14 protein-coding genes are annotated in these 17,946 nt (G+C 49.4%); 13 read left to right on the top strand and 1 reads right to left on the bottom strand.

The window, feature by feature from the left end; genetic code table 11:
• Positions 1-251: 251 nt before the first annotated feature.
• The 13 genes from msrA (at position 252) to ACFVU8_RS05685 (ending at position 16,940) form a co-directional block, all read left to right on the top strand.
• The gene (gene msrA, locus ACFVU8_RS05740) at positions 252-764 is read left to right on the top strand and encodes a peptide-methionine (S)-S-oxide reductase MsrA (protein ID WP_379466990.1); all 513 of its coding nucleotides are present in this window, start codon (positions 252-254) and stop codon (positions 762-764) included.
• Between the two features lie 47 nt (positions 765-811).
• On the top strand, positions 812-1,495 hold the full coding sequence (locus ACFVU8_RS05735) for an HAD family hydrolase (protein WP_379466849.1): 684 nt from the start codon (positions 812-814) through the stop codon (positions 1,493-1,495).
• Positions 1,496-1,774: 279 nt separating this feature from the next.
• Entirely contained in the window at positions 1,775-2,368 is a 594-nt protein-coding gene (locus tag ACFVU8_RS05730; protein ID WP_387426195.1) for a GNAT family N-acetyltransferase, read from the top strand.
• A gap of 180 nt (positions 2,369-2,548) precedes the next feature.
• Entirely contained in the window at positions 2,549-4,051 is a 1,503-nt protein-coding gene (locus ACFVU8_RS05725) for a hypothetical protein (protein WP_175371084.1), read from the top strand.
• 18 nt (positions 4,052-4,069) lie between these two features.
• Entirely contained in the window at positions 4,070-4,828 is a 759-nt protein-coding gene (locus ACFVU8_RS05720; RefSeq protein ID WP_387426194.1) for a DUF6063 family protein, read from the top strand.
• Positions 4,815-9,311 (top strand): hypothetical protein, encoded by a 4,497-nt coding sequence (locus ACFVU8_RS05715; RefSeq protein WP_387426193.1) that lies wholly within the window; start codon positions 4,815-4,817, stop codon positions 9,309-9,311. Before ACFVU8_RS05720 ends, ACFVU8_RS05715 begins: the two co-directional genes overlap by 14 nt.
• Before the next feature lie 188 nt (positions 9,312-9,499).
• Positions 9,500-10,438, top strand: a complete 939-nt coding sequence (gene cysK / locus ACFVU8_RS05710) for a cysteine synthase A (protein WP_387426192.1) — start codon at positions 9,500-9,502, stop codon at positions 10,436-10,438.
• Positions 10,439-10,669: 231 nt separating this feature from the next.
• A complete protein-coding gene (locus ACFVU8_RS05705; protein ID WP_387426191.1) occupies positions 10,670-12,070 on the top strand; it encodes a TPM domain-containing protein in 1,401 nt (466 codons plus the stop codon).
• 28 nt (positions 12,071-12,098) lie between these two features.
• On the top strand, positions 12,099-12,713 hold the full coding sequence (locus ACFVU8_RS05700) for a DUF1349 domain-containing protein (RefSeq protein WP_387427209.1): 615 nt from the start codon (positions 12,099-12,101) through the stop codon (positions 12,711-12,713).
• Positions 12,714-12,857: 144 nt separating this feature from the next.
• Positions 12,858-13,976 (top strand): phosphodiester glycosidase family protein, encoded by a 1,119-nt coding sequence (locus ACFVU8_RS05695; protein ID WP_376767008.1) that lies wholly within the window; start codon positions 12,858-12,860, stop codon positions 13,974-13,976.
• Between the two features lie 308 nt (positions 13,977-14,284).
• Complete coding sequence (locus ACFVU8_RS29975) at positions 14,285-14,485, top strand: hypothetical protein (protein ID WP_483875050.1); 201 nt, start codon at positions 14,285-14,287, stop codon at positions 14,483-14,485.
• Positions 14,486-15,401: 916 nt separating this feature from the next.
• Positions 15,402-16,028: a DUF2239 family protein gene (locus ACFVU8_RS05690; protein ID WP_379466856.1), complete on the top strand. Its 627-nt coding sequence runs from the start codon at positions 15,402-15,404 to the stop codon at positions 16,026-16,028.
• An 18-nt stretch (positions 16,029-16,046) separates the two neighbouring features.
• The gene (locus tag ACFVU8_RS05685; protein ID WP_387426190.1) at positions 16,047-16,940 is read left to right on the top strand and encodes an alpha/beta fold hydrolase; all 894 of its coding nucleotides are present in this window, start codon (positions 16,047-16,049) and stop codon (positions 16,938-16,940) included.
• Between the two features lie 182 nt (positions 16,941-17,122).
• On the opposite strand, the gene ACFVU8_RS05680 is transcribed toward ACFVU8_RS05685, so the two are convergent.
• Positions 17,123-17,887 carry a spermidine synthase gene (locus ACFVU8_RS05680; protein WP_387426189.1) on the bottom strand — a complete coding sequence of 255 codons (765 nt, stop codon included), beginning with the start codon at positions 17,885-17,887 and terminating at the stop codon, positions 17,123-17,125.
• Between the last annotated feature and the right edge of the window lie 59 nt (positions 17,888-17,946).

Raw genomic sequence — 17,946 nt, 5'->3', positions numbered from 1 at the left:
TACAAGTGAAGGAGCAAATAAGTAATGAGCGAAACTGTTGGGCCGGATTTTGGGATGTGGGTTATTTTTTTTATATTGTTTGGATTGTTTTTCTTTGGCTCCACTGACATCGAGACACTTTCTACTCAACCGACAGATTCCTAGTCTACGTAAACCATCCAGCATGTAGCTTGATCCATATTGACCTCAGCAGGCAAATGTGTCTTTAATATAAGTAGATACATGACTGTATAGAGAGAGGAATTATAATGATGGAACAAGCTATGTTTGCTGGAGGATGTTTTTGGTGCATGGTAACCCCTTTTGAAGAGCTGCCGGGCATTCACGGTATCGTCTCAGGATACGCCGGCGGACAGACGGTTAATCCTACTTACGAAGAGGTCAAGACAGGAGAGACAGGCCATTACGAGGTTGTACAGATTACGTTCGACCCCTCGCTATTTCCATATGAAAGACTGCTTGAGCTGTTCTGGCCACAGATCGATCCTACGGATGACGGAGGTCAATTTCAGGACCGTGGCTCTCAGTACCGGACAGCGGTTTTCTATTATAATGAAGAACAGCGCTTGGCAGCAGAAGCTTCCAAGGTGGATGTGGCTGCCAGCGGCCGTTTTGAAGGACCCATTGTGACAGAGATTCTGCCGGCTCCGGTCTTCTACCGTGCGGAGGAGTATCACCAGGATTATCATAAGAAGAACCCCAAGCATTACAAGGAGGACCGGGAACAGTCTGGCCGCGACACCTTCATCGAGAAGCACTGGTAATCAATAATTCTAATATTCGTTGTTTATTTCGGAGGGAGTTTGAAGGTGTGAGCAGAACATTGCAAAGTATTTTGTTTGATCTGGACGGTACGTTAACCGATCCGAAAGAGGGAATTACGAAGAGTGTGGCCTATGCCCTGAACCAGCTGGACAATCAGGTCGAGGATCTGGATACGCTGCTTCCCTATATCGGACCGCCATTATACGATTCTTTTATCGAATTGAATGGTTTCTCAGAGGACAAGGCCCGCCGGGCCGTTGAGCTCTACCGTGAGCGCTACAGCACCATTGGTAAGTTCGAGAACGCTGTTATTCCAGGTATTCCTGAACTGCTTGAGGGGTTAAAAGAGCAGGGATATAGCCTGTATGTGGCGACCTCCAAGCCGACCGTGTTTGCCGAACAGATTATCGAGCATTACGGACTTGCCGCTTACTTCAAGCATGTCGTGGGCAGCAACCTCGACGGAACACGATCCAAGAAGCAAGAAGTGATCCAATACGTTCTGGATCAGAACGATATCGCGCCAGAGCAAGCGGTGATGATCGGCGACCGGAAGCATGACATTATTGGTGCCATAGGCTGTGGCGTGGAATCTATCGGCGTCCTGTTCGGATATGGTTCAGAAGTAGAGCTTAGCAGTGCCGGAGCAGATCACATCGCTAGCCGAGTAGAAGAGGTTGGAGAGATTATCGCCCGAATTCGTGAGGCTGGGATCGTCAGCGGGGCCTAATCTGTAGATTGAGTAAAGAAACGAGAAGCCCGTAATGGGCTTCTTTTTCTTTAATCTCGTTACGTTCTGGACTTCTTCAACAAGGAACTAAAAGGGACGGACGGAGCCCTGATCGACGGAAGAAATGGATCATTTCCCAAGGTGAAATTCCAGCCTTCTGGCAGGGAATTTGTAGAATAAAAAACTAGTTGATTTCATGCCCATTGGTGAAGCATACTTGGTCTTGGAAGACCATTTTCTCAAGTTCTATCATCTTACCAAAGGGAGCGTTGGATTCACATGTGGCCTACACATCTTGATGAACTGTCAGGCGAAGCTATACGGCTTGTTCCAATGGAAAAAAGTCACACTGCCGGGCTGACTGCTGTATTGGCAAGCCCTTCAATCTGGGAGTATACCTGGAGGCAAGTCACTACGCCTGAGCAGATTGACCAATTACTTTTAACCGCACTCGCGAACAAAGAAAATGGCACAGAGGCTCCTTATACCATCTTTGATAGGGCTACCGATCAAATTATCGGCACCACCCGTATTCATCACCTGGACGTAAATCACCGGAACGCGGAAATTGGCTGCACCTGGATCGCCCCGGAATACTGGCGAACGAGGGTCAACACCGAGTCCAAATCCCTGCTTCTTCACCACTGCTTCGAAGAACTCGAACTTGTGCGCGTACAGTTCTCAGTGATTGGCAATAATCAAAGGTCCCAGCGGGCTGTTGAACGAATCGGCGGGGTCAGGGAAGGCGTACTGCGTAACCACCGTCTGAGGTCTAACGGCACCGTGCTGGATAATGTCATCTATAGTATTCTCGATTCAGAATGGCCTACCGTTAAAGACAACCTGCATTACTTGTTGAATCATAAATACTAATTAGCAAAAATACTCAATTATGCTATAATAGAAACATATATTCGTGTATGTTAAGAGGTAATGCTGAAATCTCCAACCCATATTTATCCCCTTCGAGGGGCGGATATGGGTTTATGTTATTTTTATGGAGGCTGATGGATTGAGAGTAGTAGTTTTAGACAATGAAGGGTTGGCTGAAAGATGAACTGGTCTGATTTTGGTGAGCGGAATAAACGGCTGAATCCCTTGTGGAATCTGGGCGCTGGTATGAACCTTGGGGAGATTCATCCTTATAAAGAGATGCTGGCGTTAAGTGTCCTGCTGCAAGTCTATTATCTGGAACTGGAATCCAATGAAAGACGCTCGAAAGAAGATATCATTGCGCTAGTCTGGACTGCGCTGGAGCGTTTTAATATAGCCCCGTTAGGCACAACCGAGTCGGTGGAGCGTTTGGTAGACGGCTTGCTGTGGAGCGGGAACGGCGGGGATTTTGAATCCTGGTATTATGATGATGCCACGGGACAGATGACGCTGCAGAAATATAAATATTTTACGGTGGATGAAGACGCAACGCGAAGTAGCTGGGAGGAGAACGGCAAGACGATCTACCGGCTCTCGGAGTATGCCATGGAGCTGATCTTCATGAGCCACGAGATTATCGAGGAATTCCAGATCAGCATCAAGCTGTTGGAAATTCAGATGCATATCAAGCATGGCCGGGTGACCCGGGCGCTGCAGGATGTCAATGAACTGATCTCCAGGGTGCGCAAAATGACGCAGCAGCAACAGGAATACCGGAACGCGCTGCGCCGCAATCCAAAGCATATTTTCAGCGAATACGGGGTGTCACGTCACCAGCGGTTGGAGGAGATCCATCAGCAGTTCGACGAGGAGCGCAGGCACTTTGACAATATTCATCGTTCGCTGGCCCGGCTCGCCAATGATGAGAAAGATGTTATCGACTTTAACGAGATTCGTCTGCTGTCAGAGCGGGTGGAGCTGTCCAGACGGGTGCATGATGAGCTGGCCGAGATGGTCCTCAATATTTTCGAGGTGGAGACGAATCTGCGGCTGAATTTCCCGGAACTGTTCTGGGGCGCGACGGGCTTCAACTTCCGTACACATGTATGGGAGGAATGGGTCAAGGAAGAGGGACTACCTTCTGGGGACAGTCTGGATCTGCTGATCGGTGGTCTGTTCGCGCCGAATCAGGATTTTGTCTATCCGCTGCCTTGGGCTTGGGAAGAGCAGGACGTTGGTTTTATGCCTGAGCTATTGCCGGAAGAATTGGAGGAAGATGAGCAGGACCTCTCTCCACCCTATGTTGCCAAAGGCATTCCGTGGGCAGAGGTGGCCCTACTGTGGATGCCGGTGTTTCATACTTTGGCAGAACAGGGGTCGTTTACATTCACAGCGCAGGCTTTTACAGCAGAAGAGCAGCTCAAATGGGCTGCCACTCCCCATGCGATCGATTTATGGATTCAGTTCTTCCAGACTGAAATTACAGTGCAGGAGCAGGAGGATGACAGCGGCAGTGGCAGCGACGAATGTCAGCAACTGATTGCGCACTTGTTAACGGGTAATCCGCAACTGGAGGTACTGCGTGGTAAAAAGCTGCGGACGTCTATCGCTGTGGAAGGACCGCAGCGTGTTTTCTGGCCAGGCCTTGATATCAGTCCATATACGATTACGATTGTAGAATAGAAAGGTGAGAAGCACATCATGAGTTATTCACTGGAACAAGTGCAGCAGGCATCTCGGCTGTTTTTTGAACTGCTCCGCAAAAAGGTGCTGCCCCTCGATGATCCCGCTGCCGCTGAATGCCTGCAAGATACCGCTTCATATGACGCACTTCAATATGTGGCGAGAGAAGCGGGCTGTCGGGTGATGAATTCCGGGCATCGGCTCCACCTGCTGGTGAATCCGCTAGGCTCGGTATTCGCTACGAATTTTACGCAGCTGAAGAATAAATACTCGCGCATCGAGCGCAAAACTCATTTACATACGATTAATGTCATCATCCTCGTCTACCTGGCAGAAATGGATCAGGACGAGACAAATTTCAAGCCGGGACAGGACAGTATGTCTTATATTCAGATTGCCGATCAGGTGTCTTCGCTTTTTTCAGCCTGGATTCAGATGGATGAGGACGGCCGGTTCAGCCGCCAGTGGCAGCTCGATATTCAGGCTATGCACAAGGTCTGGTCCAGTCTGTACATGCAGACCAAGAGCCAGGAGGAGAGCGATCTTTTGTCGAGAGGCGCCAATTCGCGGATCGGCCTGATTCATGAAGGGATGAAGCTGCTGGAAGAGGAGAAGCTGGTTTTCATCTCCGAGCAGGAGAAACGGATTTTCCCGCGTGAAGAACTCTATGAGAGAATGCGCTACCTGTATCATGATGTCGACCGCTATCAGGAATTAAGAGGCTTGATTGGCCGGACTTTGGCGGAAAAGGAAGGTGAAGTCTATGCCGCGGATTGAACGAATTCGGATAACTGGACTCAAATACGAGAAAATGCTCAAGAAATATGACGATATGGTGTTGGACCTGTGCAATGAGGAAGGACCCGCCAATACGCTGATCACGCTGATGAACGGGGGCGGGAAAGGGGTATTGCTGCAATCCATTTTCCAACTCCTGATTCCGAAGACGCCATGGGGAAAAGATAGCGAGAACCAGGTCGAGGCTTTTTTCCATAATCATAAAAAACAGCTCAAGCCCTACACCTTCCACGTGGCGATAGAATGGCGGCTGGATAACAGCGAGCGTAACGAATATATCACAACTGGTATCGCCATGACGGCACATAACTCGCTGGATCAGCAGGATATCAAGGTGGATTATTTGCTATATGCGCTGCTGGAATACGGCGAGGGCGCAGAGCTGAATCTCTCCACCCTGCCTCTTTATGATCAGACCACCCGCGAACCGGCAGACTTTGACACTATTCAGCAATACGTTCGTGAACGTCGGAATGAGATCATGCCGTTTGGCAGCCACAGCTCGGACATGAAGAGATATTATGATTTCCTGGCAGTCAGGGATATACATATCGGAGAATGGCGCAATATGCGCAGAATCAACGGGGAAGAAGGCGGAATCAAGGGTTATTTTAAAAAGCATGATGCCTTCACGAACCACAACGTGTTCGAGAAGCTGATTATTCCTGAGATCGGTGCCAGCCTGAACGAAGGATCGAAGGAGGACGATAACTCTCTGCAGCGGATGTTCATTGATGCGGCAACGATAGCTCAGCGTCTGCCTATGCTGGAGCAGCGGGAACAGGCGTATACTGAGTTTCTAGGCATGGCAGGTCCGCTATATGAATTGGTTGGTGAAGGATCTGCAGCAGAGGAAGCCGTGCAGGAGACGGAGCTGCTAGGCAGGCAGATGTTCACAGTGATCCACGAAGAACTGAACAGCACCGAAGCCGAGCGCCGCCGAATCGCAGACGAACTCGCAGGTCATCATCAGGAAGCAGATCAGCTTCGCTTCGAAGGAGATAACCTCAAGTATCTGCGCAGCAAGGAGGAGCTGGATACCAAGCAGACAGAATTTAATAGGTTGAGCGATCATCAGAGTCGTGCAAAAAGCCGGCTTGCTGACTCCAAGGAATCGGAGAAGAAGCTGGAGATCGCTCACTCCCTTGCGAAACGCAAGCTTCAGATATCGCAAGTAGAGCAGTGGCAGAAGGAAATTCAAGCCATTGAAGGCTCTATGGAAATGAAAGAGCGCCAAGAGGTGATTCAGGAGACGAAGGAGAATCTGCGGAAGCAGTGGGATGTCGTTGCCACTTTGTGGCAGCAGACTCTAAGTGGCTTTGCAGCTTCTCTACATACACTCACTTGGGAAGAAGAAACGCTGCGGAAGCAGCGGGATGAATCCCTGCGGGAATTGGCCACCCTTGATGTGATGATCAATGATCTTACGTCGAACATCCGAAAGTATAGCGAGGACATGGGTAGCTTTGCTGCCAAGCACGGATCGGAAGCCGCTCATGCGCCTGCCCCTGCGCTTCAGCGATCACTTGCCACCGTACAGGAACTGGAAGAGACGTCCGCATTGTTGAAGGAGCGAGTCAGAACAGCGGAAGAACAACGTTTGACGCTGCACAAGGCACATACAAGGCTAGCCGAGCAACTCGCTGCCAATGAACGAGACACTGGTGAGTTGAGTGCCCTGCTGGATACGCAGAATCAGCGGGAATCACAGCTGTGGTCACAGCTTGTTGTGCTGCTGGAGTTGTATGACGAGCATAGCCGGCTTGGAACTACAGCGCTATATGAGGTGAAGGAAGACATAACCGCAAGGTTCCTGCATCGAATCGAGGAGACCGGGCAGCAGAACAAGCGGCTGCGCCGGGATTATTATCATCAGCTACTGGATGTGGAGCTTCAGAATCAACCCTATTGGGTGCCCAATGGGGATATTCTGACCGTCAAGGACATGCTGGATAATCTGAAAATCCAGTCGGTTGCGGGCAGCTCTTACCTGAATGATCTCCCTTATCTCGCCCGGGAAGAGGAGTTGGAGCGATACCCGCTCCTGCCTTATGCTCTGATCCTCACCAAGCGCGAAGCGGAAAAGATTCAGCCGGATATGCTGAAGGAAGTGCTGCTCAAATCTCCTGTACCGCTATTTATCCGTGAGGATATGGCAGCTGCGGGTTCTCCAGCCTTAATGCTCCTTGCTAGTGAAGGGCCGCAAATGGTGCTTCAGCCGGAACGGTTTATGAACTGGAAGAATGGCATCACCGCCAAGCTCAAAGAGCAGGAGCAAGAGCTGCAGGACGGTGAAGCGTATCTGTCGAAGTTGAGGTCCGCTCGTCAGGAGTATGATCGCCTGTTCCAGCTCGACAATACGTCGGTCCTGCGCGCCAAGATGGATGCTTTGAGACTGCTGGAACAAGACCTGCGCCAGAAGATGGGGCAGCTGAATACGGAGCTAAAGGACCATGAGGACCTTATAGTCCAGCTCGGCAGAGAGCTTGCAGAAGGGGCCGCTGCTATCTTCGAACAGCAGCAACGACAGCTCGCTCTGCAGAGCTGGATTGAGCGGACCCGGGTGCATGAAGAGGCGCGTCAGGAGAAACAGAGAGCGGTAGAACGGAAAGGCCTGCTGGTCAGAGAGCTCGCCGTCAGAGATCAGCAGCTTCTCCAGCTTGCTGGACAAAGAGAAAACATGGCCGGCCAGCGTGAGAAATGGATGGGCGATACGCGGTATTCGCTTTTCCCGAGGCTTCAGCTCTGGTTCCCGGAGCTTGTGTTCCCGGCTGATCAACAAGCGCCTATAATGGAAGAGAAAGTAGCCGCAGCTTCTGAACTTGTAGACCCAGCGGAACAGAACACGCTGCTGCAACTGCTTAGCACTGTGGAAGCTCTCCAGCAATCGCTCTCTCGTAGCGAGCTGGAAATCCGCACTCGCGGGGCGCAGATTACTGCTGCCCGTGAGAATCTGAACGAGCTGGAAGCAACGCTCGGAGGGATCGATGCCGGGTGGCGTAACGCGCCCGAGCCGTCCGACTCTGCCGATTCCATCATGGCGGCCAGAATACGTCAGAAGGATGAAACGGCGAGGCTGGAGGAGGACTATCAGCAGGTCCATGATGACTACATCCGCTGCCAGACCGTAACGGACAATCTGCAGAAAGAGCTGAGCAAGGCCGAGAAAGCTATCAAGATGAAGCATGAGCGTCCGGTAGAAATCTGGACGGAGGGGCTAAATTACAAAGAGCAAGAGATTAACCAGCGTTTCCAGGACAACGAGCGCCTGCTTAGTCAATGCAAACGAGGTCTGGAGCGTATAGACCGGCTGATCCAGACCTTATCCAATCAGCGGCAAATTATGAACGCCCATATTGAAGAGCGTGTGAACCTCCGCGATATTCCGGAAGAGGTGAAGCAGCGCGTTCAGGAGAGCTGTGAGGCGTTCGTGTCACAATGGCTTCTCCAGATCAAGCAGCGCAGAGAGAAACGGGCGGAACTCTCTAAGAAGGTCAAAGAGGAGAAGAACACGCTGAGCAGCAGACTTTCCAAGAGCGGCTGGAATGCAGATCTGGAGACCAAAATTCAGGACCGGTTGAACACCGTTCACTGGGACGATTTTCACATTGCCCGCCAGGTGCTGGATTCCATGCTGCGTAGCTCCCGTGACCAGATCGAGAGCATCCAGAGCGACAAGGAAGGGATGGAACTGTCCCGCAAGCTGTGGGTCGGACGGGCTTCCAAACGTGTTATTCAGATTGTGGATATTATGAAGCGGATGGAGCGGCGGATGATCATTCATAATGAGAATCAGCATGCTTTTCCACTGGTTAAGTTAAGCTATAAAAATATCAATGTGCCACGTGCCACTGACGATGTGGAGCCGCTAGTCACAGACTATTTCAATCACTGTATTCAGGATCTGTTGAAGAAATATCCGAGAATGGAGCAGGTACCTGCTCCCGCAATCAAAGAAATCATTAACGACGGCCGGATCGTCTATGCCGCCTTCCAGAACCGCTTCCCGGTTCTTCAGGTATACAAGCCGGTTACTGAGAACTACTTCCTGTATGCTGCTCCTGAGGAATATCATTATTCCGATTGGGAAGTCATTAATAGAGGGGCCTTGGATGAAGCCGTCGGTAGCGGTGGTCAGCGGCAGTCCGTTCAGCTGCTGGTAGCGATGATGATTATGACCCACAAACGGGTGAACCGTGAGAACAAAGGTTGGACTGTGTTTTTATATGATAATCCATTTGGCGAGATGGTCTCGAACAACGTGCTGGACCCGGTGTTTGAAATCTCCAAGGCACTTCGGTTCCAGTGGCTGATTGTTACTCCGCCCGAGCTGGTTAAGAATGATGTTAGTATTAGGTTCGGTGTATACTGGCAGCTCTACTTTGGTGGAACCAAAGGGGATATGCTGGAATCGACGCTGGTTAAGGGCGGCAGGAAGCTTCTGCCTTCGGCGCTGTTCTGATTTTATCTACCAACTGAATCATTGAAAAGAGGGTCCTTTCTCTTCACTAAAGGAGGGACCCCGTTTTAGATTAAGAAATAAGGTTGAGCGTATTGTAACTCGTGTGATCACGGTTGAAAAAAATAAAATATCTGCTACTATTAATACATAGTAAACAGATGGGAAAAATTGATAATAGGAGTGGGAATATGGGTAATATCTATCAAAGCTTAACCGAGCTAATCGGGAACACCCCGCTGCTTGAGATTTCCAGATACAGTGCCAGTCAGAATTTAGAGGCAAGAATCTTGGCCAAGCTTGAATACTTTAATCCTGCGGGCAGCGTGAAAGATCGAACCGGTTATGCCATGATCAAAGATGCCGAGGAAAAAGGCTATATTAATAAGGATTCTGTCATCATTGAGCCTACGAGCGGGAATACAGGGATCGGGCTGGCCTTTGCGGCCTCCAGTCTGGGGTACAGACTAATTATTGTGCTTCCCGAGACATTCAGTGTTGAACGCCGTAAGCTCATGCTAGCCCTTGGCGCCGAGATCGTGCTGACTTCAGGTGCGGAGGGGATGAGCGGTGCTGTCAGAAGAGCGGAGCAGCTAGCCGAAAGTACGCCTGGCGCGTTCATTCCGCAGCAGTTCAGTAATCCCGCAAATCGGCAGATTCATCGGACGACAACAGCTGAAGAAATCTGGCGGGACACCGATGGACAGGTGGATGTTTTTATTGCCGGGGTCGGTACCGGCGGAACGGTCTCTGGTGTTGGCCAGTTATTGAAGGAGCGCAATCCAGACGTACATATCGTTGCTCTTGAGCCGTATGATTCTCCGGTTCTTTCGGGCGGCGCTCCGGGCGGTCATCGCATTCAAGGGATCGGTGCCAACTTTATCCCGGATAACTATCGTCCAGAGTTTGTAGATGAAATTCTCCAGGTGAAAAGCGATGATGCCTTTGCCACCGCAAGAGCATTGGCCAGAACAGAAGGACTGCTCGTTGGCATCTCTTCTGGCGCGGCGGTGTACGCGGCGGCAGAGTTGTCCAAACGTCCGGAGTTTAAGGGGAAAACGATCGTAACGATTTTGCCGGATACTGGGGAACGTTATCTGTCTACGCCACTGTTTAACTACGGAGAGTAATTCTATTTCAGCCATAATTCATGAATGATTGGGAAACGGCAGGCATCCTACCAGCAGGGTGCCTGCCGTTTCTTTGGTGATGCCACTATAGAGTAGGAAGTGCAGCCCCAATGAAGGATAGCTGGAAACCTTTGTAGAATTTCTAAACATAAGCTTTGCTAATCAGGCGAAACTATTCCCGGAGCTCACCGTATCCGATAAAGAGAATAGAAACATACAGGAGGTGTACTCATGAAGCATAAACCACTAAAAATCGCTTGGATTGCCATTATACTTACGATGCTATTTCCCGTACTAAGCTTCGCGAAGAGCACATTGCCGGAGCATACCGGGGCATTCTATGTGAATGATTTTGCCAATGTGTTGAATGACAAGACCGAGAATTATATGGTGAATTACGGAATTAAGTTACATAGGAAAAATGAAGCGCAGGTCGTGGTGGTGACCGTTGATTCTACCAACGGGATGCCGATCAAGGAGTATGCTACATCCTTGTTCAACAAATGGGGTATCGGCTCCAAGGAGAAGAACAATGGGGTGCTGCTGCTCCTTTCCATCAAGGATGATGATTACTGGGCGGTGCAGGGAAAGGGGATTGTGAATACGCTACCGGATAGCAAGATTTCGGAGATCCTGTCCCGGCAGCTGGAGCCTGATTTTGCAGCCAAGAATTATAGCAACGGTGTCTATAAAACATACGGGTCTTTCATTCAAGCTCTGGGTGGTACTTGGACTGAAAATGTAGGCAACAAAACCTATGTTTCGGACAATGCCGGGGTGTTCAAGCAAGTCACAAAGGATTACCTAAATCAGTCCAGTAACAGGTATAAGGACACTACCGGGAACGGGATTTATGTCGTCACAGTCAAGAACACAGGCGGCAAGACCTTGCAGGATTACACGTATATGAAGTTCGCATCGGTAGGCGCGGGATCGAAGGATACGATGCTCGTGCTGGACATTGGGGGAGATAACTATCACGTGCTGCAGGGTAAAGATGTGGATCAAGTACTCACCAATGAAGTCATCAAAGGCATTTTGAATAGCGCACTGGAGCCTTCCTTTGCCAAAAAGGATTATGCGGGTGGAGCCACAGCAACAGCGAACGCTTTCTATAATTTCTTCCTTTCTAGAGCGGAGGCCGCGCCAAATACGGTAGTCGGTGATAAGGGAGCGACTCCGGCATCTGCTACCCAAGCTGATGGTACCAGTGAGAAATCCGGAAATTCTGGAGTGACTTCTGGCGTGTTTAAGGTTTTTTTGGGAATCATAGGGCTTTTCATCTTTTCTTCCTGGCGGCGGAACCGGAATCTCTCGAAGTATGGTGTGCGATACAATCCCTACAGCCGTCGCAATAAACGTCGATATAGCCATTGGGATAGGGATGACTATCGTCATCATCGCTCCTCCTCTTCCAGCGGACGTCGTTCCTCTGGGGGCAGCAATTGGGGAGGTGGCGGTTCATCCAGTGGTGGTGGCGCTGGGCGTCATTCCTCAGGAGGTAGTTCTTCGGGAAATAGCGGCGGTGGAGGTTCCAGCAGTGGCGGCGGATCAGGTAGACAAAACAGCTCTGGAGGAGGTTCTTCCGGCGGTGGTGGTGCAAGTAGCGGTGGCGGCGTAGGGCGGCATTAGAGCAAATCCTTAGAGAGGTGGATATATGATGAATGTACACAATATTCCATGGAGCAGCGGAACCTGGACGGTTCCACCAAAATCGGTAAACACAGAAGGTGATACTCTCAATGTTGAGGCAGTGGAAGGCAGTGATTATTGGGAGAAAACACTTTATGAATTCCAGCATGATAATGGGCATGCGCTTCTGGCTCCCTGGGAGGACGATCAGGGTGTCGAGGTGACCTTCCGGCTAGACAGCTTCACCGAGCTGTACGATCAGGCCGGCCTGATGCTCTGGCATAGTACGACCCAGTGGATCAAAGCAGGCATCGAGCTTAATGACGGGGTTCCCCACATCGGTGCCGTCGTTACCGACGACTACTCCGACTGGTCACTATCGCCGGTAGCAGAATGGGCAGGGGAGACCGTCACAATCCGTGCTTCCCGGTTCAATGATGCGGTAATCATCCGAGCTCGGACGGAGCACCATCCGTGGCGAACAATTCGCGTCGCTCGCTTCCCTCATTTGACAGGTAAGCAGGCTGGACCCTTCCTGTGTGCACCTACGCGTGCAGGGTTCCAGGTCGTCTTTACAGCATGGCGGCATACTCAGCCTGATGAGGCACTTCACACCGATCCTCCAACATTTTCCGGCAAATAAAGTTTTATAGGTTGTTAGGTGAAGTCGAACGGGCTCTAAAAATTGAAGAAATTGAAACCTTTACTCTCTCATTTTCGTCTATGATTAACAGATACGTTATGTATTCTTTTTATTCGTGGCAAGAATCAGGGAGGAAAGAAAAGAGTGAATTCATCATCATTACCAGAGCGCTCGACTATGCGCAAGAAGAAGCCGGTCAAGAAGCGCAAGAAAAAGAGCTTTTTTCGTAGGCTGTCCAGGGTATTGCTGTTCTTGTTAATTCTGCTCCTTGCCGGAGGAGGCTGGCTGTATTTTGCACCGTCGGCCAAAAATCTACGCTATACGATCGCGGATACGCTGATCACCACCCAACATCGGCAGTGGGCCCAATATATTATTGGTGAGGAAGAGTTGAAGGCACGTGTAGCCGAGTACACCAAACGCTTCGATAATATGGGGGATGAGAAGGATACCCATACCATTCATACACCTCCACCGGAAGTAAAAGAGAAGCAGCTGGTGGAGATCGAGCCTGTCTCTGGTACCGGCTACTCCGGGTATGTCATGATCGTCAATGATCCGACAAAGATCCGGCTCGGTATTCCGAACAAAGTCGGCTCCGGGGAAAAGGTCACCAGTATGGTGAAACGACTTGGGGCGATCGCCGGGGTAAATGGCGGAGGATTCGCCGATCCTAACTGGAGCGGTAATGGCTTCAAGCCAATCGGCATCGTCATCTCCCAAGGAAAGCTCTATTACAACGGGCTTGGCGGGAAAAAATCAACGCAGATTGTGGGCCTCGATAAGCAAGGCAAGATGATCGCGGGGAATTACACGTTGGATGAACTCAGTAAAATGGGAGTTCAGGAGGCCGTATCGTTTCAGCCGCGTATCATCGTCAACGGCAAGGGACTGGTCAAGAACGCAGCCGATGGCTGGGGGATTGCACCACGCACAGCTATGGGTCAACGCGAGGACGGTGCTATCATCTTCGTGGTGATTGACGGCAGACAGCCAAGCTACAGCATTGGCGCGAACCTTTACGATGTACAGCAAATCATGCTCAAGCACGGTGCCGTAATCGCAGCGAATCTGGACGGCGGGTCTTCGACGGTTCTCGTCAAGGACAACGAGATTATCAACAAACCTTCTTCGCAGTATGGCGAACGTTATCTGCCGACCGCATTTCTCGTCTTTGATCATCCGGATCAGGTAGATATCCCGAATATCTGGAAAGGCCTGGACCCTTCCAAAATCGACGCGGCGAAGAAGCGGACAAAATAATAGGGTTACAATAGTATTAGATTACGCTCTCGCATGGGGTGTGACAAGAGATCGGAGGGATGCCTCCGGTCTCTTTTGTAATTTAGTAGAGTTCATTTAAAAGAGACAAGATTGGTGAGAACCCCAAGCTCACATGAAATACCTGGGGGATTCGCACCTGAAATATTACATTTTATGTATAAAGTATTGTTTTTAAACTAATTGACGCTTTGAGTTTTGCGTATTAAAGTAATTTTAGAGATGTTTAAAAAAAGATTATGCTCTATTTAAGTGTTTATTCGCTGTCGCTCTCTACGTGGGAGCGTGGATTGAAATTAAAATCCGATGGTATAAAGGGCAGTAACGAAATGTCGCTCCCTACGTGGGAGCGTGGATTGAAATGTTTAAATGCAGTGCTAACGGTAATAACAGCTATCGTCGCTCTCTACGCGGGAGCGTGGATTGAAATCTGCAGCAGACAACAGGTATATCAGGAAGGACGTCGCTCTCTACGCGGGAGCGTGGATTGAAATCTGCAGCAGACAACAGGTATATCAGGAAGGACGTCGCTCCCTACGCGGGAGCGTGGATTGAAATCTTCAACATCGATCCAACCGAAAACGGCAAGGGCTGTCGCTCCCTACGCGGGAGCGTGGATTGAAATACGACAAGATGAAGGCCTTGGAACTCATCGGCGTCGCTCCCTACGCGGGAGCGTGGATTTAAATCTAGCAATGCGATGCCCCGGCCCGGTTTATGTGTCGCTCCCTGCGTGGAAGCAACGTTTGAAATAATTAAACTGCATATGCATCTGCCACTCATTGTGTGGCTCTAGCGGGGTTCAACTGCTTTCATACTTGCCCCATAAACAACTATACAGAACGATCAAAAACAAATATAGCCAAGAAAAAAGAGAGCTTGTATAGGAGAGATCGAAGTGTAATTAACAGCATTTTTGTACCTTAAATTCTCTGAAGCTAAGGGTTAGTGGAGATTAAGTGCAAAATTGTACCTTAAATCTTCCAGAATCCCCCTTCCAGCGCGCTTTTTAGAAAAATAAGATACAATAATGTCCTTAATTCCCTCATTTGCCTATATTAAAGAAATATAAGGTACAAAATTGCTCTTAGTTGGGGAGGTTGACCATTTCAGCTGTTAAGTTTACTGCTTTTTATCACTTACAGCATCCTATTTCACATGTATCAGTGCAACAGCATTAAAAAGGTATAAAACTGGTAACGTCCCATTAGGCAAACGGGCAGTATTGCGACAAATAACGCATCTGCAACATAAAACAAACCATAGCCCTCAACAGCGCGGTCCTCTTAGGTCGCGTTTTTTTGCATATATTACCTTCATAAGGAGCGATGAAATATGTTTTACCCGGGTAATATTGTTTTTTTATTTTTACCCGGGTATAATTAGGAAATCAGAGAGGAGGTCAGCATGAGTAATTCCATAACGCACTTTTACTGCACGGCATTTTTGGGTGTCGGAGTTGTTGCCAGTGGTTCGTTACAGCACGTTGTTTCTACAGTGAAGGATGCTCTGGATGACAAAGACCTCACAGAGTTGCTTATATTTGACGATTCCACGGGGAAGCCAATAGATGTTGATTTTCGTGGGAAAACAGATGAAGTGCTCAAACGATTGGGAGTACAGTTCGGTGACTTACCCAGTACGGAAGTGGATCAGCAGCCTACTCGGCGGGTTGGTCGACCTAAGCTGGGGGTTGTATCCGGAGAGGTTACGTTATTGCCACGGCAATGGGAATGGCTCAAGGGTCAACCTGGAGGGGCGTCGGTAACCTTACGAAAACTCATTGATGAGGCTCGACGTGCTGGAGAAAAACAAAGTAATATCCGAGAGTCACAAGAAGCAACATATAACTTTATGACAGCTATGGCTGGAAACTTCCATCAATACGAAGAGGCTCTGCGGGCATTGTATGCTGGTGATTTGGATCGTTTTAACCACTTCATTGATGATTGGGCGCCTGATATCAGAAACCATGTCAAAAAATTAGCTGCTAATGCATTCCCCGAAGGGGAAGTACTTCCAATACCAGATTAATTGAAGGAGAACATAATCATGAACATTATAAAAGTTAACGGTGTTGAGTTGGCCTATGATAGTTTCGGTAACGAAAATGACGAGGCTATTATTCTGATCGCCGGGCTTGGAACCCAGATGATCCGATGGACAATTCCGTTTTGTGAGATACTGGCAGCACGGGGCTTTCGCGTCATCCGCTTTGACAATCGCGACGTAGGCTGCTCAACACATTTTAGCCATTATAAGGCGCTGGATTTTGAAGCACTGGCGACTTCTCTTATGTCGGGAAAGCGACCTGACATCCCATACACTCTGGATGACATGTCCAAAGACGTTATCGGACTGCTCGACGCGCTTTTAATTGACCGGGCACATATTGTGGGCAGATCAATGGGCGGAATGATCGCACAGATTGTAGCCAGTGATTACCCTGAACGGGTGTTATCACTCACTTCTATTATGTCTAGTTCCGGTAATCCCGCTCTTCCGCAAGCTTCCCAAGAAGTCATGGCATTGATGACTAAACCGGCACCAAATCCGTTTGAGGATGAAGCAGGATTTTTGGCGCACAGTCTCTCTTTTGCCAAGCGTATCGCTGGTACCGGCTATCCTTTTGAAGAGGATGCTTATCGGACGCTTATTTTGGAGGAAGTCCGGCGAGCCTACGATCCAGGCAGTGTCGGACGACAAATTGCTGCGATTGCTGTCTCCGGTGACCGTCGTCCGCGGCTGGCAACTATAAAAGTACCGACACTTGTCATTCATGGAGTGGACGATCCTCTATTTGTCCCTGCGTGTGGCGAGGATACGGCTGCTACCATCTCTGACGCCGAGCTAATGCTGATTGACGGCATGGGACACGATCTGCCTCATCAACTGTACAAAGTAACTGCTGATGGTATAGAGCGAACCGCTCGTCGCAATGGGTAGGCGCTTCCTGAATAGCAAGCAGCTCCATTTCATCAGTCAAAGGGGGTTTTAACAGAGCCTCCATTTGAATGTATATGTGGGAACAATAGAAAAACGCCGGTTTCATGATAACATCGTGAGCCGGCGCCTTTTCTATGAGGATTATTCTAAACAGACGATGGTTGGATTCTGAAGCGAATTATTCAAGTTACAGGCACACTGTCCCATATAACATGCCCCGGCTCAGGAAAAATCTCTGTGAATCCTGCCATTTTGCGGGACACAAATCCAATCGAATTATGGCTGCCGATCATCACAATGTTTAGCACATCACTAGCATTATCAGAAGGAAGTGCAAAAGCTCTTGTATAAGCAAATGTACGGCCCAGTGTAGTATGAATAGCGTTAATCATTCGGTCCTGTTCGCCTCTGCCCATCAGATTGAGAATGACGGCGCCGCGTTCATCCAGTTTCTCAGCAGCCAGTGTGAAAAATTCCTCTGAGGTCAGGTGGAAGGGCGTACCTTTGTCTGTGAAGGCATCGACGATTATGTAATCATAAGCCTGCGACGATTCACTGTCGAGCACAGAACGTCCATCTCCCACGACGACATTGTCTCTGTCATACCCGAACCACCGTCTGCTGATCTCCAGCACCTGTTTATTATATTCGGCCACTTTCATTCTGCGGTCTGCAAAATAACTGGCTATCGTCCCAATACCATGCCCGATTAGAAATGCAGCTTCAAACTCCGGAGTGTTATGCTCCGTTAAGTGGATGATCGCTCTGGGATATTCAAAGAGCACCCGATCCGGACGGTTCAAATCCATCGCTCCCTGGATCGCCTCGTTTGAGAATTCCAGCACCCGAAAAGCACCTTTTTCTCCATAGAGTTCTGCTGTGTCGTAAACTAATATCTCGTAGTTACCGCCAGAACCTTCGTCTATTTCCTTGTGCAGTAAGTTCAAATGTCCAATCTCCTTTTCAGTCTGTTACCCAGCCAGCTTTCCAGCCACTATTACGTATT

The sequence above is a fragment of the Paenibacillus sp. NPDC058177 genome (genome assembly GCF_042883835.1).
GTDB lineage: Bacteria > Bacillota > Bacilli > Paenibacillales > Paenibacillaceae > Paenibacillus_AQ > Paenibacillus_AQ agri.
Note: the sequence above shows the minus strand (reverse complement) of the source record. Positions and strands in the feature narration are given on the sequence as shown.